The following is a 23,328-nucleotide window of genomic DNA, read 5'->3' as shown; positions in this document are numbered from 1 at the left end:
GGGGAATCTGACGGCAGAATTTATCAGAAAAATTGATTCAAAATAACGTGCAAGGAGCTTTACCATGAAGATTTTGATTGTAGAAGATGAACAAAATATTCTTGACATCATTGTTGCCTATTTAAAAAAACAAAATTTTGAACTCGTGACTGCCAAAGACGGTATGGAAGCATTGGAACAATTTAAACAAAATGCGCCTCATTTGATTGTGCTGGATTTAATGCTGCCTAAATTAGACGGAATAAGTGTGGCAAAAAAAATTAGACAACAATCCAACGTGCCAATCATCATGCTGACCGCAAAATCTGCTGAAGAGGATATCTTGCTTGGACTGGATATGGGAGCAGATGATTATTTGACCAAACCTTTCAGTCCCAAAGAATTAGTGGCAAGAATCAAAACAGTGCTTAAACGCTGTTATCCTGAGATGAACGGTACACTCGATTTCCCAAAAAGCGGATTGACGATTGATCAAAACTCCCGTCAAGTCACCCTGCAAGGTATCCCAATCTCTTTGACTGCAACAGAATTTGACTTGCTGCTCACTCTGGCGGCACATCCCACATTAGTTTTTTCACGGGAACAGTTGATTGAGCAGGTTTTTGGACCTGATTTCGAAGGCTACGAACGGGCCATCGACTCCCATATCAAAAATCTCAGACATAAACTGGGGGATACTCCTAAATCTCCCCATTTCATCGCAACTGTCCACGGTGTTGGCTACCGATTTGGAGAATCTGTATGAAAATAAATTTAAAAACCTATATCTCATTATCTTTTCTCGCTATTTTGATACTGTTGATTGGTTCTTTGGGCGCAGTCACCTTTTACCTATCTGACAAACACTTTGACGACTATGTGGCAGAAAAACATCAGGATAAATTGACGGACTATGCAACGGAAATTGAGCTTGCTTTCGATACTGAAACATCAGCTTGGTCTGAAGATATTTTGTCCGCCCTAACCCAGCAAACAAATAAAGAAGGTTTACAATTCATTGTTTATGATACTGACGATGCTGTCGTCTGGGACTCCGCAGCTAACAAGGGGTACGGTCATATGAACGGGGCTGGGCAACACAACCAAGGACATGGCAGAGAGAACAATCACGGAAGAGCCCGATTAGACGAAACAGCTGATAATTTTACGGAACAGCAAGTAAGTCTTTATGCACAAAGTACTCCTATCGGCTCTGTGCTTTTCCACTATTATGAAGAAAGCTTGTACAATGAACAAGACCAAAAGTTTGCTGAAGACATCAAGAAAAGTTTAGTGGTCATCTTTATTTTATCCCTGCCGGCTGCCTTTTTATTTGCTGTTTTTCTTGCGAAGCATCTGAGCCGTCCTATCACCCAAACCACTGTTTTGACAAAAAAAATAGCAGAGGGCAATTATGATGAACGGCTGGATTACAAAACTCACGTCACAGAATTGAACGAATTAACAGACGCTTTAAATAAATTGAGTGCCGTCCTCAGCCAGCAAGAACAGTATCGAAAACAAATGTCCACAGATATCGCCCATGAAATCCGCACACCGCTCACCACGCTCCAAGGAAATCTGGAAGCTATGGCTGACGGCGTCTGGGAAGTGACTCCTGAGCGGCTCCATCTCTGCCGCGAAGAAGTAACCCGTCTGACTCGGCTGGTCCGGGATATCGACAACATGGGGGAACTGGAAAAAAATACTGACACGTTGATGATTCAAACATTCAACTTTAAAGAGCTGGTGTCAAAAGTGACAACTACTTTTTCTCATAAATTTAACGAAAAAAAGATTGATTGTCAGATAGAAGGACCTGATGTCCAAATCGAAGGAGACTACGACAAACTCCAGCAGGTGTTGACGAATCTAATGGCAAACAGTCTAAATTTTTCAAATAATAACGGGAAAATCAGTTGTCAATGGCAAGTAAAAAAAGACAATTTGGTCATTATTTTCGAAGATGACGGCTTGGGTATTTCTGAAAATGATTTGCCGCGGATTTTCGAACGCCTGTATCGAAGCGATGCGTCACGGTCGCGCCACTCGGGCGGGCAAGGCATCGGCCTTTACATCGTCAAAAGCATCGTGACAGCTCACCACGGGGATATCACCGTACAAAGCCGCCTTGGGAGAGGAACCCGTTTTACGATTACGTTGCCATTGCGACACATATAAAAAAGTTCTTCATCAATATTATTTGATGGAGAACTTTTTTATGTCTATTTTTATCTGCTGATAGTTTGTTAAGGGCCATGTCCGAATATCAACCAGCCCAGTAGCAAGAGCCCGCCAAAATAAAGTAAGATGGCCGAAGAAAATATAAGAGGAATCAAAACTATTTTATTTCTAACTCTCCTAAATAAAGAAATGGATAAAAAGAGGGACAAAAAATTCCCGCCTATTAAAAGCAAACGAACAAAACTAAAGTATTTAGTCACAGTTTCTGATTGCAGCGTGTGAGAAGGTGACATAAAGTAAAAAAGAGGAAAAGAGCAAATGACAGCCATTAAAAAAATAAGCAGTGAAAATAGAGATACTTTTTTTGTCTCCATTCAACCCCCTCCTTGAAAATAAGTTTTAAAATTTTGAATTTAACTTACCTACATTATACCATGCAATCATTCAATCTCACTCGAAATATTCGATTTAGGTGTAGAAATAAACTTTTTAGCCACTTTATATAACAGGGCACGCCATTAGCCATTCATCATAGTTAAAAATACGTGGCTTATTCATCCACTTTTTTTAATATTATCTGCTTCTCTATATACTATATTTGTCACGAAAGGGTGCTTTAAATAAAAAAATCCCAAACAAAGCGCAACACTACCATCACATAAAAAAATAAAACCTCAAAGGTGACCGGATTTCGAATTTCCGGTCACCTTTGAGATTTTTTAAAATACTATTAAGATTCCTTCAAAACATCCCCATAATCAGGGTTCTTTTCAAATGCTTTCACCGCGTAAGAACACAGCGGCAATATTTCCTTGCCCTCTCTGCGAGCTTTTTCTACCGCTAAATCCATCAATTGCCCTGCAATCCCTTGCCCCCGGTATTGCGGCTCAACTCCCGTATGATCCAGAACCAATGTGTCTGCTCCTTGCAGCTGAAAGGTGATTTCTCCAATCAATTTTCCTTCATCATCCACGAATGCGACACGAGCCTTCTCATCAATCACTTTCATATTTTCGCCTCTTCCTGATTTATTAGAGTAAACACTCCTGCCTTACTACTCAACTGCATGGCAGTGTTTTTTCTGGTACAGCACTGTTATTTTAACGCAAAATACTCAGGCAGACAACAAATACTATTTCTTTAAAAAATCTTAGATAAATATCAAGTCAACCCGCTTTAAGGAATCGGCCTTAATTTATTTTCAATGTCATTTCGTTTGTCTGCTAAAAATGGGGGAAGATCCAGCTTCTGTCCTAAAGTCTCAACCGAAGAGTCTATCGTGAAACCAGGACCTTCCGTTGCTAGTTCATACAAAATGCTGTTTGGATCCCTAAAATACAAACTGGAAAAATAAAATCGATCTACAATGCCGCTGTGACGGATGCCTTTTGCCCGCAAAAGTTCTGCGTAAGTTTCCAGATCTTTTTTATCTTTTACATTGAGTGCCACGTGATGAACAGCACCCCGACCAGACTTTTCCCGCTCCCCCGGCAATTCCCGCAAAACAATTTCACCATAAGCTGCGTTTGGAGACGTTCGAAAGACGGTTTCATTTTCACCAACAGCGATTTCCTGAAAACCTAGCACGTTTAATAATATTTCCCGGCTTTTTTCCAAATCTCTGACAGACAGGATAATCGGCCCTAAACCAAGCAGACGGTGCTCAACCGGGATATCTGACGGAAAATCCCAATTCCAAGCCGGATTAGTATCGTATCCCTCATTACTATACAAATAAATTTGCAGACGGTCCGGGTCTTCAAAATATAAAGCCTTGCGCCCATGAATAGTAGTCAGCTGATGGTGAAACACCTCACGTTTTTCGAACCGCTTTTTCCAAAACTTGAGACTGTCATCGGCGGGAACCAGCAAGCCTACATGGCTGATAGCATTCGTTCCGCGATAGGTGGTTCCTAATTGAGGAATATCGAAAAAAGTCATCTCTGTCCCGGCAGTTCCCACCTTGTCCCCATAAAAAAGATGATACATACTGATATCTTCCTGATTAACAGTTTTTTTCACCCTGCGAAACCCTAAAATATCACGATAAAAATCATCAATTTTTTTGATATCTTTTGTGTGTATCGAAACATGATGGTGTCCCAAAATTTTCATCGTTAATACTTCTCCTCTCTAACTTTCCTTTTGAGACTCACCTCATAAACTTTGTTTAGCATCCGGCTGAATTCTTTTAACTCTTCCTTGGTTAGCGCCTCTTCAAACATTGAAGATAAAAATGCTTCTTGTTTTGGCAGGACAATCTTCATCAAATCCTCCCCAGCTTCAGTCAATGTGATTGTTTTTGTTTTCCAGTCGACTTGCCGTTGAATGTACCCTTCTTTTTCTAAACGGGCCAGCATGCGGGAAATCCCCCCTTGAGTAATCATTAACTTTTCCGCCAGTTCTCTTTGTGTCAATGCACCTGCGGCATAGATTTGATTCAAGACATCAAACTTGGCAATAGATAAATTATATTGCGCTAAGTATTCATTAGACAGGCTGTTGCTGCGGTTTACAAATCGCAATAATCTCAGCCAGACAACAATACCTAAACGGGAAACCTTCACATCAATCAGCCCTTTCACATATTTCTACCATCAGTTTACATGTCAATCGACAAAAAAACAATTCTTCTGCTTTTAGCAATAAATACTGGTGTAAGAAAAAACAGCTCCCTCTCTTGTGCAGAGGCAAGCTGTTTCTGTGATATTTCCCATTTTCTAAAACATCAAGTGTCAATTAATTATTGCGGCTGATTAAAAATCTTTTTATCCCCATAAAAAGCAAACCACCTGCCAGCATTCCCATTCCGAGTCCAAAAACGTGATAACCTTGATGAGAATTTGACTTGATCAAAACAATTCCAGCGACTGAAATCAGCGCTGCCAAGAAGAGCAGTCCTTTGACTATTTTAGATTTTGTTTCCAAAATATTTTTATCTGACGTTTGTAATTTGTTTTTCTCAAAAGTCACCATCAGCAGGAGTGTCATGTTCAACACCATTACTAAAACCAAAATGACTTGTATCCCTGTACCCATACTGAAATTTTCTGATTTGATAAATGAACTCATAAGTATCAGTCCCGTCAGCACAAGATTGATAGCATATGAAAGTATCCAAATTCTGTTGACCTTTGCCAATTCTTCTTTCCTTTTGATTTCTTCTACCATACCGTTATCCTCCTTTAATAAGATATCTAACGAAAGTCGATAGTAATCGCTTAGTTGAATCAAAGCGTGTATATCAGGATAACTCCGTTCGTTTTCCCAACTTGAAATCGTTTGGCGGGAAACGTGTAAATCTGCTGCCACCCTTTCCTGTGTCACCCCCAAAGTCATCCGAGCTTGTTTCAATCTTTCACCAAATTCCATTGCTATCTTCCTTTCACTTGTCATCTTATAGGAACCTACCTCAGCATACTAGATGAGATAACTGTCATCTACTATTTTCAGGGAAATTTCTTTGCTAAGTTTCCTGTCATCTTGTTGTATCAACGGATAGAGCCATTTTCAAAAAATAAATCCCGGATTACTTTTTCCGGTTCAAAAAAACGACCTGTCTTTTTCAGGTCGTTTTTGTTAGTTGATCAGCCGATGGCAAACAATTCTGTCGCATAATCCGGGTCTGTATCGTATAAACATACCCCGTTGATTGTGTCGATATCATGCTGATTCAACACATGCTGCATTGTCATATGAGCCAGCTCTTTGATATTATTTTCACGGCTTAAATGTCCCAGAAAAACTTTTCTGGTCTTATTTCCAATCAAGTCAGTCATTACCAAGGCCCCGTCTTCATTTGACAAGTGCCCGGTATCACCTAAAATTCTCTGCTTCAAACTCCATGGGTAGCTGCCCATCCGCAGCATTTCCAAATCGTGATTGCTTTCAATCACATAACCGTCAGCATTTCTTATCGTGCCCCGGATACGGTCGTTGCAATAACCTGTATCAGTTAAAATCGCAAAGGATTTATTATTTTTATGAAACTGATAAAATTGCGGCGCAACGGCATCATGCGACACCCCGAAGCTTTCGATGGACACATCTCCCAAAGTCAGCACGGAGCCCATAGAAAAAATATGGCGGTGTTCCTCAGCAATTTTCCCCACATTTTTAGACATAGCCGTCCATGTAGGTTCATTGGCATAAACGTCAATACCATATTTCCGCGACAACACACCCACACCTTTGATATGATCTGTATGTTCATGGGTCACTAATATGGCATCAAGGTCTTGGGGCAACCGATCAACTTCAGCCATCAGACTGGTGATTTTTTTCCCGCTCAAGCCTGCATCCACCAAGATTTTTTTCTGCTCTGTTTCAATGTATAAAGAGTTCCCTGTACTGCCGCTGGCCAGTACACTCACATGAAAAGCTGCTTCTTTACTCACTTTCGTACACCGCTTCCTCTATTGTCATTGCTATTATACTACTCTTTTTTCAAATCCGAAACCGTTGTTGTGATAATCGTGTTGGAAAAAGCATTGACTTTCTCCAGCTGGCCTGTGTTGCTGCCGTTCGTATTCACCCACACATACCAGGCAGGCACATAGACATGCTTCCCTTTGACTGCATAGATACGCGTGTAGACCAACGCCGACTTTTCGATGGATGCACCGCTCGGTATTTTATTACTCAAGTACAGGGTAACGATGGCATCCCGTTCCGTAATGACCGACTGTTTTTCCCGTAATTCTTCCACATTGGAAACATGGGTCTGAGTATAGTCCAGCAGTTGGTAATTCCCGCCCTCTTCTGTCTCCACATTCAAAATCAAGGCGCTAGTCTCATCATAAAAAGGAATGCCTTTGTATTCTTGGGAAAAATAAAAACTATTTTTATCTGTCACTAGATTTCCATGATACTCATAATCCTCACCAAAAGCAACTTGATTGCCCTTATGGATAAAGTGTTCTGCTTCTGCTGCTGCATTCTCCTCATCAAAAATAACCGTTTGCCGTGCACTGATATCTTTACTGATTACGTTGCGGTCAATGATTTTAGCCCCGGAAGTAAGAGGAGAATCCAATGCGTAAAAATCCGTCGGAGTGGCACTCAAGTAGTAAGCTTCCCGGATTTCCTTGGAAAACGTATGATCGTATTTTATTTTTTCCTCTGACAACCGGGCCTCGATGTTTTGCATACTATTTATCCCATTAGAGGCGACAGACTCGGTTTTCCCTTGAAAAAAAGTATACAGCAGGAAAATGTTCAAGGTTAAAAACGTGCATAAAAAAATCAGCTCGATTCGTTTAAAATCCATTACAGCTGTCCTCCTTGCTTTTCCAAAAGCTCCAAAGTATCGGATACTTTGTGCCACTCATCATGGTATTTTACATACCATTCAGGCTCCAGGTCGACGATTTGTTTGTTGTCTGGATTGATTTTCCAAGAATAACCCACTTGAATGTTTTGGATGTCTTCGTTTTTCATGCCTGCTTCCCTTAATTGCCGGATTATTTCCTTCGTTGGGGGCAAGGAAACTTCTTCATCTGAAGGAATCGGTACTTGTACGATGTTTTGATTTGTCAAAAGCTTGACCCCGCTTTGATTGGCAGTTATTTCTATCCTTCCCCGGTAGTAATCGCTGAAAATCGGGTAACCCTCTACAAACCTTCGATAAGTTATCTTTGCACCGGTCTTATCAAAATACCGGACCCCGTCTGCTGTCTTTCCCATTTTTTCGATATAACGGAAAGTCTGCTCATGGAAATTATTATTTTCTTTGACTGCAAGTTCTTGAGACACAACTTGCGGATCGGTGAAAAGAATTTCCCCAGTGGCGTAAGAAACCGTCAGCTTTTGCCCTGAATTAGTAATCAGGCGTACATCCTTATTGGCGTTGTCTGAAGAAAAAACATCTTCCGTACTGCTGAAAAACATTTTTGAAAACATCGTATAAGACTGAATTTCCAAAATATAACTATATTTCTTTAGTTTCACTTCTCCTAAATAACTATAAAAAATCGGGTCGGCTTGTTCTTCCAATTCTGCCGCAGTGTAACGATTATCTTTGTCCTTCACAAGTTTTTCCAATTCGGCAGTGTTGCCTTTAAAGTCTGCTGCATAGATTTTTTCCTGTCTATCGTCCAAAAAGGACATTTTTTTTCGCCCGTAATTGATTAAAATTCGGTTTACCATCACGCTGTCATCAAATTCTCCGCCGATATGGCTGTCATTAATCGCCAAATAATAATCGAGTGGGATAGTATTAGAAAAAACCAGCTCTACAGTCTCTGTTTGCTGCAAATACTCCAAATAGGCATCTCTTGAGGATATGGGCAGCTCTGCCACATTATCCACGTTCAATTTTAAACACTCTTCTGTCACACCCTGAATAACACTTTCGCGATTAGTAGAAAGTATCTCTCCACTTTTCGTATGATACACCAGATTCAAAGGGACAAACACCCGGTTGGCCGGCAGGACTTGTAACCTGTCGATGCCTTCTGTTTCCGCCGTCCTCGCTTGTTCATCACTTGAATGAGTCCAGATCCGCAAAGATAAAATTAAACTCAGCAGAATCATAGCAACCAGCAACAATCTGACAACTTTATCTTTTAGCTTCATTCCCAAAGATCCTCCTCTACCGGTACATATGGAAGAGAGATATAGAAGACCGAACCTTTTGACTCTTCACTTTCTACCCAAATGCTTCCTCCATGGTTTTGTATCACATCACGAGAAATCGCCAACCCCAGCCCCGATCCGCCCAGCGAACGGGAGCGAGCCTTGTCCACACGGAAGAAACGGTCAAAGACACGTTTCAAATCCCGTTTCGGAATTCCCATCCCCTGATCAGCAATACTGATGATCACATTGTTATGGGTTTCCAGCAGGCTGCAAATAATTTCGCCGCCGTCAGGAGAATATTTAATGGCATTATTCATGATATTGTCCAGCACTTGTATCATCTTATCAGAATCTACTTCCACCCAAATCGTCCGGCGCGTAAACTCTTTACGGATTTTATAGTTCATATTGTTGCTTGTAATCAACATCTCAAAACGCTCGATGACAAAATTGAACATTTCGTTCAAGTTGACCAGCTCCTTTTGGAGAGGCTGGCTCTTGCTGTCCATACGGGATAGTTCGAGCAAATCTGAAATCATTCGGATCATCCGGTCCGTTTCTTCCAAGCTCACATTGATAAACTTCGGTGCGACTTCCGGATTTTCCCAGGCACCATCGGCTAAAGCTTCTAAATAACTGCGCATGCTTGTCAGTGGTGTCCGGAGTTCGTGGGATACATTGGAAACAAATTCCCGTCGTTCCTGTTCATTTTTCTCCTGCTCCGTCACGTCGTGCAGCACACAAACCAGTCCGCTGATGAAACCCGATTCCCGGCGGATCATCGCAAAGTCCACTTTCAAGATGGTCAGTTCATTTTGATCATTCATCACATCAATCAATTTCTCGTTGTGTTCTTCCAACAATTGACGCAAAGAATAATCTTCTTTGATGTTCAACAATTCTAAAATCGATAAACCGATAGCTTCTTCGTTCGTTTTTTCCAACAGCAATTGTGCCATCTCGTTGATAATAACTACTTTTCCGCGGCGGTCTGTCGCCACCACACCATCGGTCATATGGGACAGCACGCTGTCCAGCCTGTGGCGTTCCGCTTCAAGAGTCTCCCGGGCTTCTTCCACACGGTCGGAGAGCTCGTTAAACGTTTCCCCAAGCTGCCCTAACTCATCCTGTCCATAAACCTCTACTTTTCCGGAGTAGACTCCTTGGGCTATTTTCATCGCCTGCTGCTGCATTTCGCCAATCGGTTTGGTAATCGTCCGCGCCACAAGCAGGGCAATAACCAGAGAAATTCCCATAGCAATCATCGAGGCTGAAAAAAATATGAACGCAATCTCGCTGACTTGCTGATACTGGCTTTCCAAATTGCTGGTCACATAGATTGCACCAATCACCGAAGTGCCTGCTGCTGAATAAATCTGCTGATTTTTCTGATACACGCGCTTGCCGGTCTCCGGGTCTTTGCGTTCTTCTCCCTTGGCCTCAAAATCATTCAGACTGCCGAACTCATTTTTCTTGCCGATATCGTTTTGCTTGGCGACTTCGCTAGTGGCACGCACGATACCTTTATCATCGACGACACGCACTTCCAGAATGTCGTTCCGGGAAAACTCATTGACTAGACGTTTTAAATTACTGTCGTCCTGCTCGTCTTTGCTGGCAGACAACTCATTGCTCAAATTAGATGCCAACTGCTCTACCTGACTGTCCACATTCTCTTTAAAGGTACTGATTGTGGAGCTTTCCAGTTCACGAATAAAAATAGCCCCGATGATCTCTACTGAAACAAGCAGCAGCAGAGCAAACACCATGGCTATTTTAAAATGAACAGATTGGAAAAATTTTATTCTTTTCCTCATTGTTCCCTTCTCCTAATCTTGCTCAGGGTTTCTTAAATAATATCCTACCCCGCGGCGAGTGATCAGCCATGCCGGGTGGCTCGGGCTGTCTTCGATTTTTTCACGCAGACGGCGCACTGTCACATCTACTGTACGTACATCGCCAAAATAATCGTAACCCCAAACCGTCTGAAGCAAATGTTCCCGAGTCATTACCTGACCCAAATGTTTCGCTAAATAATGCAGCAGTTCAAACTCACGGTGGGTCAACTCAATCTTTTCACCGCGTTTTGACACGATGTAGGCATCAGGATGGATCGTCAAATCCCCAACTTCCAGCTCATTGGTTTCTTCTTCTTGTACTTTTGTACTTGCTGTTCCTTGACGTCTCAAATTAGCCTTCACTCTTGCCACTAATTCCCGATTGGAAAACGGCTTAGTCACATAGTCGTCTGCACCTAATTCCAATCCTAAAACTTTATCAATTTCCGAGTCCTTTGCAGTTACCATAATAATCGGCATGTCGTATTTTTTTCTAACTTCACGACATACTTCCAGTCCATCAATCTTAGGCAGCATCAAATCCAGTAAAACCAAATCAGGTTCTACTTCTTCAACTTTTGCAATTGCTTCTTCACCATCGTAGGCTGTAAAGACCTCATATCCTTCTTTGGATAGATTAAATTTCACAATATCGGAAATCGGTTTTTCATCGTCTACAACTAAAATCTTTTTCATGATAGTTTCCTCCTCATATCAAAGGACGTCTAAGTTATTATACCCTATTTCAGCAAAATATAAAACCTTTCCATTAAATGGCGCCATTCACTTTTTTATTTTTTGCAAAAAACAGCTGTCCGTCTGGGAGTTCCCAAACGGACAGCCCTGTTATAAGCTACTGAGAAACAAAGAAGGTTTGCCTATATAGGGCAAGTATAGTTCGTGCATGGCCCGGGAACTTGCAGTATACAAAATATTCAAGTCCAAGGGAGTCTGATAGCTCATTTCAGATACATTGTGCACTATCACCCGGTCAAACTCCAGTCCTTTGGCCAAATACACCGGCATGATTAATGTTTTCATGGAAAAACTCATACTGCCGCCGTCAGCTACGAGACGGCTCTCGTTGACCCGATCCAGCTTTTTAAATAAACTTACCGCTGTTTCGCTGTCTTTCGTCAAAATCGCCTGGCGGTAAGAGGCGGGCCGTTCTGCAATAAGCTGATTCAAGTGATGCAGATAACTTTCTTCATCTGCAAATTTTTGCGTCTCTACTTCTTTTCCGGGACGATTGACCACTTCAATACCGCTTTTTTCTCCTCCTGCCAAATTTTTCATAAACTGGCTGATAGGACCGCTGGAGCGATAGGATTTTTTTAATTCCCGGAAAGTAACTTCAAGTCCTACAGTTTCAAAAATATTTTTCACTTTCTCAAAAGTTGTCCCCTGCTCAAAAATCGACTGGAAGCCGTCCCCTACCAGTGTAAAGTGAGCCTGATGAAAAATCTGAGCCAGAAAGTACAATTGTGTGTCGCTGTAGTCCTGCACTTCATCAATAATCATATATTTTACACGGCGTTCATCTCGTTTACGCAACATCAGATAATTCAAATAAGCAAATTCTGTCCCTTGGTCCAAGGATAAAGGCGGCTGTAATTTTTGTCCTGTCGCCTGTTCATAGTGCCCTTCCATATCCAGCCAGTCAAAGCGGTTGATTCGGCTGCGGGTTTTCTGATGCCGTCTCGTTAATATCCGGTAGGCAATTTTTTCGATGTTCACTTCTTCTTTCCCCTTCATGCCTCGTGGGAAAAGTTGTTGATACTCTTCATTGGACAAACTTTGTACTTCGTCACGCCAGTAATCTTTACGGCTTTCATTGGTGATATATGCCTGCAGACGGTCTGTCATCTTCTCACGGATAAACTCCAGTTGACGGTACACTTCTGTTCCTTGAGGCAGCATAGACAATTCATCAAAAATCCACTGTTTAGAAATAAGCACCTTTCCATCATGGGTAATATCCCGCAAAATCAACCCTTCCACTTTAAGCTGTGCCACATGTTTTTCGATGTCTTTCATCTTCGCCAAGCTGCTGGTGTAACCTTTTCTTTTCAGCTGATCTTCCAACGAATCTACTGGCAACATGCGCCCCTGATTTTTTATCAAATCCCGGTAAGTCATTTGTCTAGGATTTTTTTCTCCCAGACTAGGGAGGACTTCCTCGATATACTTGCTGAACATAGGGTTCGGCGAAAGCAGCAGCACTTGCTCCGGCAGCAAGTTCTCCCTAAATCTGTACAGCAAAAAAGCAATCCTTTGTAAAATCGTCGAGGTTTTACCACTGCCGGCAATCCCTTCGATTAACAGAACAGGACTTTGGGTGTCGCGGATAATTTCATTTTGCTCCCGCTGAATCGTGCTAGTGATGTCTTGAAGCTTGGCGCTTGACTCCTCATTTAATACTTGCAGCAGCATCGGATCTTCGATTGCTGTGGAAGTATCAAAAAAATCAATCAGCTGATCTTTTTCAACTTTCAACTGCCGGCGGTTTTTTAAATCTACCGGGATATTGCCCATAGGTGCTTCGTAGCTTGTCTGTCCTAGATTATTTTCATAATAAAGGTTGGCAATAGGAGAGCGCCAATCGTAGATATACTGATGATGTTTTTCGTCACTGAAGCCCGCCACTCCGATATAAAATTTTTCTATTTCTGCTTCATCCGGATACAAAACATCAATTTTAGCAAAGTAAGGAGTGCTCAACAATTGGGATAAGTTGTGTTTTTGTTTTTCCAACCACTCTCTTTTGTAGTTGATTTGAGCCAGTTCCTGATTCTTTTGTTCCACTTCGATTAGTGATTCAAAACTATCTGAGACAGAGTCGGAACTCATGCGCAAATCACTTGATAACTCTTGAACAAATTGTTTGGAGCTTTCATTCGTATCTTCGGCTTCAGCAGTCACTTGCTTTTGGGTTTCCAGTAGTTTGTCGTAAACAAAAGTCAAGTACGCCTGCTCTGCCTGCCATTCTTTTTTATTTCCCACGAAACTCCTCCTAGTGTTATTCATGACAAATAATTTTACGCATAGTTTATGAAAAAGTCAACTTTTCAGATTTTTTATTTTTTGTCAGAGAGAGGGGGCAAACGACAAATAAAGGTCGTTTTATGATAAAATAGAAGAATGAAACATTATTAAAGGGGTTTTTAAATGAAAAAAAATTATTTGCTGACGTCGCTTGTCATCATAGGCTTGGCTATCACACTGCTCTTTCTCTTTCAAAGTTTTCAATTAACGGGAGTTAAACAATCTGCCAGACTATTCTTGGCTTTCGAAATGCTTTTAGGCGTCGGCCTGTTGTTGCTTCCTGAACTTTTAGCTAAATTCATCGGCTACACGATACCTAATCCCTTAAAAATTCTTTATTGGGCGTTCATTTACTTTGCGGTCTTTATTGGGACCGGCTTTCACTATTATGATAAAATCAAGCTTTGGGATAAATTTCTCCATTGCTGGAGTGCAGCATTATTGGTCGCGCTAGGACTGGCACTACTCAGCCTCTTTTTCAAAAAAGAAGCAATGATCACCATGTCTCCTTTATTTATCGTGCTATTTGGTTTTTGTTTTGCTTTGGCGATGGGTGTCTTCTGGGAATTTTACGAGTTTAGTTTTGACAGACTTCTTGGCATGAATATGCAGCGCTTCGCAACCAGCACCGGCATCAACTTTAAAGGAAGTCAGGCACTGATGGATACCATGGGAGATCTGTTTACCAATGCTTTGGGGGCATTTCTGTTTTCACTTTATGCTTACTTCAAGTTAAAAAAAGAACCCCGTTGGATTGAAATCATTTCATTTAGAAAGGTAATGAGCAAAAAGAAGCAGACTCATAAATAATTTTCTAATCTGAAATAGAAAAAAATTTCAATTAAAAATCCCATGACATCACTGTGTTAGAAAAGGGATGTCACGGGATTTTCTCTATTTTGAGACTTTAGGGTCAACCTTTTATATTTTCTTCTCGCTTTCTCGGCCAATCGTCTCCTCATACGCAGGACAAATTCAACCAGTTCTATAGATTTATCTCTACTCAGACCATTCGTCCTCTCACGTTTTTCTGCCAACTGACAATCCTTTCCGAAAATCAAATGCCTAGGACACAAATAATTCGCCAAATGCATCCAACTGTTAATCTGAACAAAATGATAGTATAATAACACTTGTTATTTCATCGAAGGAGTGTCTGTCATGTCTTGGAAGCTCATCAACGAATTAAAAAAACAATTTAAATATATGGACGGCATACTGATTGTTGCCTTGGTCGTGCTTTCCTTTGCACCCTATGCTGTGTTTGCCGTATCCAATAACAGCCAAACCTTCAAACGCAACGAAACTTTAGCTATCGTCACGATTGACGGCAAAGAAGTGGATCAATTCATTCTGTCTAAAAAAACAGCTCATAAAGAGAAAACGTATTATCCCGGAGATGATAAGTACAACATCATCGAAGTCAAGGGAACAAAAATCCGGGTGAAGGAAGACAACAGTCCCGACCAGATTGCGGTCAAAACCAGCTGGATTGAAAAACCCGGGCAGGTCAGCATTTGTCTGCCTCACCGCCTGATGATTGAAGTAAAAGGTGTCTCGGCAGATGAAGATGACATGATTATTTCTTATTGAGCATTCTGTCAACAGAAATCATACTGCAAAAAAGAAACACAGCGGGCTTTTTAACAAGCCCCGCTTTGTTTTACTTTAATAACTTTAATCCAGCTCTCTCAGCATATGGTCATAGCTGTGTCCGCTGATCATCATTTCCCCTGCCTTCACAAAACCAAATCTCTGGTATAATTTTTTCGCCTTTGGATTGGCTTTGTCTACATTCAAACCAATATTTTCTGATGTATCAATAAATGTCGGCAAAGCTGCCAAGAGCTTCCCGCCGATACCGTTGCCCCGCTGATCCGCTCTGACAGCGATACTGTCCAGATACCACTGATTTTCCCCTGCTTCCTTATCGACAAACATTTTCTCATCGGAATCAATGCCCATACGAGCAAAAATATTTTTTAAAGGTGCATCAATCACGCTTTCTTCCGTGTTCAAATAACCGAAAGCCGCACCAACTACTTCTTCATTTACCACCGCCACAATGGCTCTCTTGTAATAATAGCGAAAGCCTTCTGAAAGATAGCCTTGTCGCAAAACTTCCAGCGTTGTTTCCTCACCATATTTAAGCAAGAAATCTAATTCCATATCTTTTAAAATTACCAAAAGCAGCGGCAAAACACTTTCTATATCCTTTTTTTCAGCACGTCTGATCATTTATTTAACACTCCTTACAATTTACCAGTTTAACATCAAAAAAAAGAACTAGCAAACTAGTTCTTTTAAGAGTTTATAAGATTGAAAAATAAATTGTACGTCGGCCAAACTGAGTGGCTTCTTCTTTACTGCCCATGAAAATATCAATGATATTCCCCCGGACTGCACCGCCAGTATCTTCTGCCCGGTAAACACCGCTGTATTGAGGCATGCTTGGCACATCAATCCTTACCAAAGAGCCTAATGGAATCACACCCGGATCAACCGCAATCGTTCTAAAAGGCGTAGGCACTGTTCCGGTAGCTGTGTTGTTCCCTGTAGCAATATAGGCTGTTGCCTGTCCAAGCGTATTGCCGCCTGTATTTTCTTGAGGTGCATTTTGCTCAGGAGCCGGTGGTGCTATTACGGAGTCGCCGCCTGACGCTTGATCAGAATTCGGAGTTCCAGACCCGGTAGTTGAAGATGAAGGAGGCACAACAGTATTTTGCGGATTTTTATTCACAGCCACTTGCTGCATCTGTGCCTTCTCTTTTTCTTTTTGTGCACGCTGCGCTTCCTCTTTTTGGACCCGCTCAGCAACCAATTGCTGCAATGATGCCGCGTTGGCGTCATATTTTTCTTTTAAGCCTGCTACCTGTGCATCTAAGCTTTCTTTTTCCAAGGAGACAGCCGCCTGCTGTTCTTCCAGCTCTTTTTGAGTGCTTACGAGACTTTGTTCCAAAACTTCCAGTCTTTCTTGATCTTCATAAAGACTTTCGATTTTTGAATTCCCTGCATTTTGCAACACTCTCATGGCGAACATCCGTGTGATAAAATCCGAAATATTTTCCGACTCTAAAACTGCTTGAAGTGACCCTGTCGCCGAGCTGTTCAGCTGCAGCTCCTGTAATCTCTCGGCAGCCAATTCTTTACGTTTGCCAATACTTATTTTAATTTGTTCGATCTCTTTTTCTGTTGCTTGTATCGTTGTCTTGGAAGTATTCAGTTCTTCCTCCAATTTAGCAAGATCTTCATACTTGCCGTTGATTTCAGCAACTACTGTATTAATTTCAGACTCGATTTGTTCTGCACTTTCTTTTGCCGCGGATTCTTTTGATTTCAATTCCGACACAGAATCAGCCGCAGCCGAAATCGGAAAAATCCCCAGCAGTAGAACAAAGGCTGAAAATAGTAATACTTTCTTCTTGACTCCCAACTGTTTACAACACCTTTCTCGTTTTACCGATACTTTCACTCATATTATTATACTCATTTAAAGCCCCAAGTGTATGACAAATTCTTTACATTATATTACGAAATGGTGTAATCTTAAAAGCACATAGCATTAATTTTAAAGGAGTAAGATAAAATGTCAACTCAAATTTATTATGCCGCACCCTTATTCTCAAATATGGAAAAACAATACAATAACTATCTGGTTACCAAGTTAAGAGATAGATTCCCCGCTGAAACCTTTTATGTTCCGCAAGAACAAGGTGATATCAACGATAAAAGCTTATACGCTGATTCAAAACAAATCGCCCTTTATGACACCAACGCCTTGCTGTCTTCAAAACTGATGGCAGCTGTTTTAGACGGTCCCGTCATCGATGTGGGAGTCGCTTCTGAAATTGGCATTGCCTATCAAGCCGGTATTCCCATCATCGGGTTGTTCTCTGACAGCCGTCAGCAGGGCGCAGATAACCAAGAAAAGCTGGAAGCCTTGAAAGACGTGGCTGAATCACAATTTCCCTACGCCAATCTCTATACGATTGGTCTTGTCAAGTTGAATGGGTTTGTTGTAGCAACAGAAGAGGACTGGTTAGATAAAATTGACACATATTTGTAACATGACAAAATTTTAATTGTTGTGAAATGAGACAGCATTTTTAAGTCAGTGATTATTTCTTTACCATTCATTAAAGAAAATTTCACTATTATATGTTAGCTTCTTCATAGTTTGTTCACATTTAGCGTTTATATTATAGACATACCAATAAACAACCCTAACAAAACTTTTCATTATTTACTCCTCCAAAGTAAATAAAATCTCCTTTTCTCTTCCAATCTGGGATTGGAAGAGATTTTTTTGTCTTCTGTTCAACCAGTACTTTCAGAAACGGATAAAGCAATCTCTGTCGCAAACATTGACAGATAAGGGTTATTATTTGAAAAGAATGCTTTTAGGTACTACAATTATATTGAAGGAAAAAAATTCAAGGAGAGATGATTTATTATGGTACACAACTTAATGAAACGTGACTTTGATGACTTCATTCCGGACGATTTTTTTGGCAACTTTGGGAAAAATTTTTTTAGATCCTTCGCAGGCGACTCAGTGATGAAAACAGATATTTCTGAAACAGATGATGAGTATACTGTAAACATCGATATGCCTGGCTTGAACAAAAAAGACATAAAAATAGATTTCAAGGATGACACCCTGTTTGTTAAAGGTAAACGTGAAGTTTCTACGGAGGAAAAAGACGAAAAGGGCAGTGTTATTCGCAGCGAAAGACACTATGGCTCCTTTAATAGAAGTTTCCGTCTGCCTAACGTCAAACAAAATGAGATTACTGCAAAATACAAAAACGGAGAATTGACGATAAAACTTCCAAAAGAAGAAAAGACCAGCAGCGATTCCAACATTCTGATAGACTAAAATTTCTAAAAGTTTAAAACCAGTGCAGCGTTTCAACGCTGCACTGGTTTTTTATGGTCCTTGACACGATCAGTTCTCTTGATTTTTAAAATATTCTTCTTTTGTAATGGCATAAAAGACGGCGTCGCTGGGCTTGCCCTTAATCATCACATATTGAGGGAAAATCCCTATCTTTTTCATGCCGATTTTTTCCATGACACGTCCTGATTTAGGATTGTCCAAATCATGGATAGCATAGACAACATTCAGATTTAATTTCTCAAAAATCAGCCATAAAATTTTCGAAGCCGCTTCCGGCATGATGCCTTGCCCCCAAAAATCTTGTGCCAGCGCATAGCCAATTTCGGCTTTTTTATTGTTTTTATCTAAATTATTGATGCCAGCCGCACCAATCAGTCGGCCAGTCTCCTTACAAATGATTCCATAATTCCCTAAAGGTTTCGGAAGAAAATAACTGGCGATCGTTTCTCTTGTCTCTTGAAGGGATCGGTGGGTCTCGAAAATAAATTTTGATACCTCTTCATCAGAGGCGTAGCGGTACATATCTTCCGCATCTTCCAAGCTGATAGGACGTAATAGTAAACGGTCCGTCTCCATATACAAGTGTTCTGCTAAAATCAGTTCCAACACCGGCTCTTTTTCTTCGCTCATCTAAACCGCCTCCTCTAATGTAGTATGTTTTAGTGTATCATTTAAGTCTTGCCCCTACAAGAACAGCTTTTTCTAACAGTTGGGCAGTGATTCGCGCTGAAATCAAAAACAACTTTTCAATAAACGAAAAGTTGTCTCAAATTTTTTTAATGTTTATCTTCTTTCCAATCACGTTTGTCCCGCGACTTTACAAAAATGGAAAACAACCGCTCAATTCCATAAATCAGAATACTGGAAAAAACAATCGTAAAAATCACCAACAACATTTCCCTCACAGCCACCGTCAACACCCCTTTTGTCCTGAACGTCAGGAACAACCTCTGCTTACTGTGAATAAAGCAAGTTGCGCCGAAAATAGCGGGACTGCCCCAACTTCGCAACCTTACTCTTCAGTATAAAGTGTTTTAAAGACGGATGCCATGGATTTATCTGACAACAATCTTACAAAGTTGTCAGGTTTAGGAACCAATACTTCTATCTTTTAAAAAAATCCCCATGATAACTACCAACGTAGTTACATGGGGGAGCTTTTCCTAATATTTTCATGATGGGGTGTTCTAAGTTTTATCCTCTAATTTCATTTTTTGATAGTCTTTAGAAATATCCATCAAAGATTGATAGGTTTCCTGAATGATTTTCTGATACTTAGCATCCTCAACGTACTGGGCAACTTTCTCCAGAACCTTCTGCTCACGGGCAGTATCCAGCACTGCTATATTCTGCTCTTTTTTTATCCGGGCAACTTCTTCCACCACTTTTAATCGTTCTTCTAATAAATGAACGATTTCCCGATCAATATCATCAATTTTCTTTCTTTGCACTTCTAATTTTTCCATTTTCCCGACTCCTACTCAATAAGTACTTTTTCAAAAAAATCTGCTGCATCTCCCAACACTTGGACATCGTTGTCACTCATCAGCACTGATTCTTTATTGACCAAAATCACACGGCTGTCAGAATTTTTATACTGAATCATGCCCGCAAACGGGTAAACCTTAAGACTTGTTCCCACGATGACAATCGTGTCTGCCGCCATGATTTTTTCGACAGACTGCTTGATGATGCCTTCATTCAACAGTTCTTCATACAAAACAACATTTGGCCGCAATTGTCCGCCACAACCCTCATGTTTATCAGAATTTAAATATTCTTCCACCGGCACCGGCTGACGACATTTACGGCAATACACATCATATAAACTGCCGTGGAAATGCAGGACATTTTTACTGCCGGCTTTGTCATGGAGCTGGTCGATATTTTGCGTGATTACAGTACAGTCTTTTTTTACTTTTTCCAGTTCTGCCATCTTGCGGTGAATCACATTGGGTTCAGCTTGCGGATGGTACAGCAGTTTTGTAAATTCATAAAATTTATCTGGCTCTTTATCCAAACAGGTATGACTCAGGAGATATTCCGGATGGTCGATGCCGCTGTAAACACCGCCTAAAGAACGATAGTCTGGAATCCCTGACGGAACAGATACTCCGGCCCCTGTCATAAAAACAAGCTGCTCACTGTCTGCAATCAACTGTAATCCTTTTTTCATTTCTTTTTCCATTTTTATCACCCAAGGACAGTATATCACAAGAACACCTGCCTCTGGTCCCTTAGCCGTCGTAAAATCCAAGGATAGCAATGGCCGCCATAATCAGCGCAATTACTAGGTACTGTTTCACCGTTAATTTTTCTTTCAAAAAAATCCGTGACCAGATGACTGACACGATACTGTAAGAAGATATCAGCGGTGCCACCACAATAGCATTGCTGGCAATCGCTCCCACATAAAAAAATTGTCCCAAAGTTTCAAAACCTGCAGCAAGCAGACGATTTTTTTCCTGACGTAAAGCAATGGCTTCCTTGCCTATCATCCGAACATAGAGCCAGCAAGCTACTCCTACAATTAAAAAAGTCAATTCATAGGCGATTAGTGCCTGATCTTCAGACATGATTTTCTTTGTCTCCAAATAATAACCATCTAAAAAAGTCCCTAGGCCGTCGATGACACAATATAAAATCGGAAAAATAATCGCCACTGCACTTTTCCGGTATTTTTTATCTATGATTGCTCCTTCTCTGGCTAATTGACGGTCTGCTTCTTGTTTTTCAAAATAAGACAGCAAGAAAATCCCGACTGAAATCATCGCTACTGCAAGAAACTGAATTTTCTTCATGGAACTGCCCAACAGAAAAAATGACAGCAGTGCTGAAACCGCCCCTGATGAATTGCTGATAGGCGAGGCTATCGATAACTCGATATAGCGCAGGCCCACATAGCCGATTGTCATTGATAGGATATACATAAACGACACAGGCAGGTACTTAATCAAATTCATCCAATCAAATGCCACACCTTTAAAAATCATGTAGCCGATTGCGTGAAGCCCCATGACTCCGCCTACCATGACTACAGTTCGCAAAGCGCTGTATTTTTCCGAAGGGTGATTTCCTTTTTTATAAAACAGATCGGCGGTCCCCCAAGCCAAAACTGAGATCATCGCAGGTATAAACCACATAAACATCCCCAACCTTTCAATTATCGTCCTTACATAAAGTACCGTAATTTTTTATAATCGTCAATGACGTTTTACTTCCCAGCCTCCTTTTTTTAAAGCAAAGACACAGGCTAATCTTTGCTTATTTCAAAGGTTATTCGTTATAATGGAGATGTATAAAAATAATTATAGGAGGTAATTTTCATGAAAGTCATCGTTTTAGGTTCTTCCCACGGCGGCTATGAAGCAGTTGAAGAATTATTGCTGACTCATCCAGATGCTGAAATTCAGTGGTATGAAAAAGGCGACTTCATCTCATTTATGGGTTGAGGGACTCAAATGTATCTCGAAGGAGTAGTCACTGACGTTAATTCAATACGTTACATGACTGCCGAAGAGATGGAAAAACGTGGGGTCCACGTTTTCGTAAACCAAGAAATCACTAAACTGGAAGCTGACAAACATCAAGTACGGGTGCTTGATCATTTGACTGGCGAAGAGCGAGTAGAGTCTTATGATAAAATCATTTTAAGTCCGGGGGCTGATCCATTTATTCTTCCTGTTCCGGGAAATGATTTAGGCAACATCAAAACTATGCGCGGCCGTCAGGATACCATTGATTTAAGATTGCTCTCCGTTGATCCGGAAATCAAAAATGTGGTCGTAATCGGTGCCGGGTATATCGGTATCGAGGCTGCTGAGGCTTTCGCTTTGGCAGGCAAACATGTGACGGTAATCGATATCATTCCCCGTCCGCTTGGTGTCTATCTGGATAAAGACTTTACCGATGTTCTTGAAAAAGAAATGGAAGAAAACGGCGTTCATTTAGCAATGAGAGAATCTGTGACAAGCTTTACCGGTGAAGGAAAAGTTGCGTCGGTCATTACTGACAAAGGAGAATATCCTGCCGATTTAGTCGTCATGTCTGCTGGTGTCCGTCCTAATACTCGATGGCTGAAAGATGCTGTTGATTTGCATCCTAACGGAATGATCAAAACAGACCGCTATATGCAGACCAGCCAGCCGGATGTCTTTGCGATTGGAGATGCCACGCTAATCCAGTACAATCCCGGCAAGACCGAGGTCAATATTTCTCTTGCCACAAACGCCAGACGCCAAGGCCGCTATGCTGTCAAAAACCTGATCGAACCTGTCGCACCATTTCCTGGAGTTCAGGGATCGTCTGCTTTAAGAGTTTTTGATTATAAATTTGCTTCAACTGGGTTAAATGACCAAATGGCAGAAAAATTAAACATTGACATCAAATCAGTTCTGTTGGATCAAGATACTTTAATGGACTTTATTCCAGAAAAAATGAAGGAACGGGTCATGTTCAAATTAGTTTACGATCCTCAGACATTGGAAATTCTAGGGGCACAAATTTTATCCAAACAGGATTTGACTGCGAATATCAATGCGATTTCTATTGCTATACAAACGAAATTCACCATTGAAGAACTGGCTTATGCGGATTTCTTCTTCCAACCTGAATTTGATACACCTTGGAACCTGTTAAACATGGCTGGATTAAAAGCACTCCAGCAGGAAAGATAAACTTAAGCAAGATTCAAACCGAGGCAGACTCTGCCTCGGTTTTTTTCTACCCAAGTCAAAATAACAAATATTGCATGACTTTTTCACGTTAAAATGGTATGATTGTCCAAGATAAAAATGAAAGGGA

The 23,328-nt window shown here is 40.9% G+C and carries 25 protein-coding genes; 7 read left to right on the top strand and 18 right to left on the bottom strand.

All coding sequences use genetic code 11. The features are described 5' to 3' along the window. Nucleotides 1–64: 64 nt before the first annotated feature. Both AC4PHI_RS01280 and AC4PHI_RS01275 read left to right on the top strand, forming a co-directional pair. Nucleotides 65–745: a response regulator transcription factor gene (locus tag AC4PHI_RS01280; protein ID WP_492200526.1), complete on the top strand. Its 681-nt coding sequence runs from the start codon at nt 65–67 to the stop codon at nt 743–745. Beyond that, on the top strand, nt 742–2,160 hold the full coding sequence (locus AC4PHI_RS01275) for a sensor histidine kinase (protein WP_492200525.1): 1,419 nt from the start codon (nt 742–744) through the stop codon (nt 2,158–2,160). The genes AC4PHI_RS01280 and AC4PHI_RS01275 overlap by 4 nt, the downstream gene beginning before the upstream one ends. Nucleotides 2,161–2,228: 68 nt before the next feature. Here the strand turns inward: AC4PHI_RS01275 and AC4PHI_RS01270 are convergent, their stop codons facing one another. From AC4PHI_RS01270 to AC4PHI_RS01220, 11 genes are all read right to left on the bottom strand, one after another. Beyond that, nucleotides 2,229–2,537: a hypothetical protein gene (locus AC4PHI_RS01270; protein WP_492200524.1), complete on the bottom strand. Its 309-nt coding sequence runs from the start codon at nt 2,535–2,537 to the stop codon at nt 2,229–2,231. A 356-nt stretch (nt 2,538–2,893) separates the two neighbouring features. Next, nucleotides 2,894–3,172 carry a GNAT family N-acetyltransferase gene (locus AC4PHI_RS01265; RefSeq protein ID WP_492200523.1) on the bottom strand — a complete coding sequence of 93 codons (279 nt, stop codon included), beginning with the start codon at nt 3,170–3,172 and terminating at the stop codon, nt 2,894–2,896. 167 nt (nt 3,173–3,339) lie between these two features. Next, complete coding sequence (locus AC4PHI_RS01260) at nt 3,340–4,278, bottom strand: ring-cleaving dioxygenase (protein WP_492200522.1); 939 nt, start codon at nt 4,276–4,278, stop codon at nt 3,340–3,342. A gap of 2 nt (nt 4,279–4,280) precedes the next feature. Next, a complete protein-coding gene (locus AC4PHI_RS01255; protein ID WP_492200521.1) occupies nt 4,281–4,748 on the bottom strand; it encodes a MarR family winged helix-turn-helix transcriptional regulator in 468 nt (155 codons plus the stop codon). A gap of 154 nt (nt 4,749–4,902) precedes the next feature. After that, nucleotides 4,903–5,535 (bottom strand): helix-turn-helix domain-containing protein, encoded by a 633-nt coding sequence (locus AC4PHI_RS01250; protein ID WP_492200520.1) that lies wholly within the window; start codon nt 5,533–5,535, stop codon nt 4,903–4,905. Nucleotides 5,536–5,750: 215 nt separating this feature from the next. Next, nucleotides 5,751–6,560: an MBL fold metallo-hydrolase gene (locus tag AC4PHI_RS01245; RefSeq protein ID WP_492200519.1), complete on the bottom strand. Its 810-nt coding sequence runs from the start codon at nt 6,558–6,560 to the stop codon at nt 5,751–5,753. Nucleotides 6,561–6,598: 38 nt separating this feature from the next. Next, nucleotides 6,599–7,432, bottom strand: coding sequence for a two-component system regulatory protein YycI (locus tag AC4PHI_RS01240; protein ID WP_492200518.1), 834 nt, complete (start codon nt 7,430–7,432; stop codon nt 6,599–6,601). Beyond that, nucleotides 7,432–8,739, bottom strand: a complete 1,308-nt coding sequence (locus AC4PHI_RS01235) for a YycH family regulatory protein (RefSeq protein WP_492200517.1) — start codon at nt 8,737–8,739, stop codon at nt 7,432–7,434. Before AC4PHI_RS01235 ends, AC4PHI_RS01240 begins: the two co-directional genes overlap by 1 nt. After that, nucleotides 8,736–10,559, bottom strand: a complete 1,824-nt coding sequence (gene walK, locus AC4PHI_RS01230) for a cell wall metabolism sensor histidine kinase WalK (RefSeq protein WP_492200516.1) — start codon at nt 10,557–10,559, stop codon at nt 8,736–8,738. The genes AC4PHI_RS01235 and walK overlap by 4 nt, the downstream gene beginning before the upstream one ends. A 12-nt stretch (nt 10,560–10,571) precedes the next feature. Then, nucleotides 10,572–11,276 carry a response regulator YycF gene (gene yycF, locus AC4PHI_RS01225; RefSeq protein WP_492200515.1) on the bottom strand — a complete coding sequence of 235 codons (705 nt, stop codon included), beginning with the start codon at nt 11,274–11,276 and terminating at the stop codon, nt 10,572–10,574. A 150-nt stretch (nt 11,277–11,426) separates the two neighbouring features. After that, entirely contained in the window at nt 11,427–13,583 is a 2,157-nt protein-coding gene (locus AC4PHI_RS01220) for a HelD family protein (protein ID WP_492200514.1), read from the bottom strand. 165 nt (nt 13,584–13,748) lie between these two features. Between AC4PHI_RS01220 and AC4PHI_RS01215 the strand changes: the two genes are divergently transcribed. Together AC4PHI_RS01215 and AC4PHI_RS01210 are read left to right on the top strand one after the other, a co-directional pair. Continuing rightward, nucleotides 13,749–14,435, top strand: a complete 687-nt coding sequence (locus AC4PHI_RS01215; RefSeq protein ID WP_492200513.1) for a DUF2238 domain-containing protein — start codon at nt 13,749–13,751, stop codon at nt 14,433–14,435. A 351-nt stretch (nt 14,436–14,786) separates the two neighbouring features. Next, nucleotides 14,787–15,218 carry a NusG domain II-containing protein gene (locus AC4PHI_RS01210; protein ID WP_492200512.1) on the top strand — a complete coding sequence of 144 codons (432 nt, stop codon included), beginning with the start codon at nt 14,787–14,789 and terminating at the stop codon, nt 15,216–15,218. 84 nt (nt 15,219–15,302) lie between these two features. On the opposite strand, the gene AC4PHI_RS01205 is transcribed toward AC4PHI_RS01210, so the two are convergent. Both AC4PHI_RS01205 and AC4PHI_RS01200 read right to left on the bottom strand, forming a co-directional pair. Beyond that, on the bottom strand, nt 15,303–15,863 hold the full coding sequence (locus AC4PHI_RS01205) for a GNAT family N-acetyltransferase (protein ID WP_492200511.1): 561 nt from the start codon (nt 15,861–15,863) through the stop codon (nt 15,303–15,305). Nucleotides 15,864–15,936: 73 nt separating this feature from the next. After that, nucleotides 15,937–17,058 carry a 3D domain-containing protein gene (locus tag AC4PHI_RS01200; protein WP_492200510.1) on the bottom strand — a complete coding sequence of 374 codons (1,122 nt, stop codon included), beginning with the start codon at nt 17,056–17,058 and terminating at the stop codon, nt 15,937–15,939. Between the two features lie 153 nt (nt 17,059–17,211). Between AC4PHI_RS01200 and AC4PHI_RS01195 the strand changes: the two genes are divergently transcribed. Continuing rightward, complete coding sequence (locus AC4PHI_RS01195) at nt 17,212–17,691, top strand: nucleoside 2-deoxyribosyltransferase (RefSeq protein ID WP_492200509.1); 480 nt, start codon at nt 17,212–17,214, stop codon at nt 17,689–17,691. A gap of 387 nt (nt 17,692–18,078) precedes the next feature. Beyond that, nucleotides 18,079–18,504: an Hsp20/alpha crystallin family protein gene (locus AC4PHI_RS01190; protein WP_492200508.1), complete on the top strand. Its 426-nt coding sequence runs from the start codon at nt 18,079–18,081 to the stop codon at nt 18,502–18,504. A 69-nt stretch (nt 18,505–18,573) separates the two neighbouring features. Here the strand turns inward: AC4PHI_RS01190 and AC4PHI_RS01185 are convergent, their stop codons facing one another. The 5 genes from AC4PHI_RS01185 to AC4PHI_RS01165 all read right to left on the bottom strand — a co-directional run bounded on the left by AC4PHI_RS01185 (nt 18,574) and on the right by AC4PHI_RS01165 (nt 21,668). Then, complete coding sequence (locus AC4PHI_RS01185; RefSeq protein ID WP_492200507.1) at nt 18,574–19,155, bottom strand: GNAT family N-acetyltransferase; 582 nt, start codon at nt 19,153–19,155, stop codon at nt 18,574–18,576. A gap of 146 nt (nt 19,156–19,301) precedes the next feature. Continuing rightward, nucleotides 19,302–19,436: a hypothetical protein gene (locus AC4PHI_RS01180; protein WP_492200506.1), complete on the bottom strand. Its 135-nt coding sequence runs from the start codon at nt 19,434–19,436 to the stop codon at nt 19,302–19,304. A gap of 276 nt (nt 19,437–19,712) precedes the next feature. Further along, entirely contained in the window at nt 19,713–19,991 is a 279-nt protein-coding gene (locus AC4PHI_RS01175) for a chorismate mutase (protein WP_492200505.1), read from the bottom strand. An 11-nt stretch (nt 19,992–20,002) separates the two neighbouring features. Further along, nucleotides 20,003–20,713: an NAD-dependent protein deacylase gene (locus AC4PHI_RS01170; protein ID WP_492200504.1), complete on the bottom strand. Its 711-nt coding sequence runs from the start codon at nt 20,711–20,713 to the stop codon at nt 20,003–20,005. A 49-nt stretch (nt 20,714–20,762) separates the two neighbouring features. Beyond that, a complete protein-coding gene (locus AC4PHI_RS01165) occupies nt 20,763–21,668 on the bottom strand; it encodes an EamA family transporter (RefSeq protein WP_492200503.1) in 906 nt (301 codons plus the stop codon). 183 nt (nt 21,669–21,851) lie between these two features. Here AC4PHI_RS01165 and AC4PHI_RS01160 point away from each other — a divergent pair, with 183 nt between their 5' ends. Next, nucleotides 21,852–23,201 (top strand): FAD-dependent oxidoreductase, encoded by a 1,350-nt coding sequence (locus AC4PHI_RS01160; protein ID WP_492200502.1) that lies wholly within the window; start codon nt 21,852–21,854, stop codon nt 23,199–23,201. Nucleotides 23,202–23,328 lie beyond the last annotated feature (127 nt).

It is taken from the genome of Vagococcus sp. QWL-13 (assembly GCF_058683555.1).
This window is presented reverse-complemented; position numbering and strand designations above follow the sequence as displayed.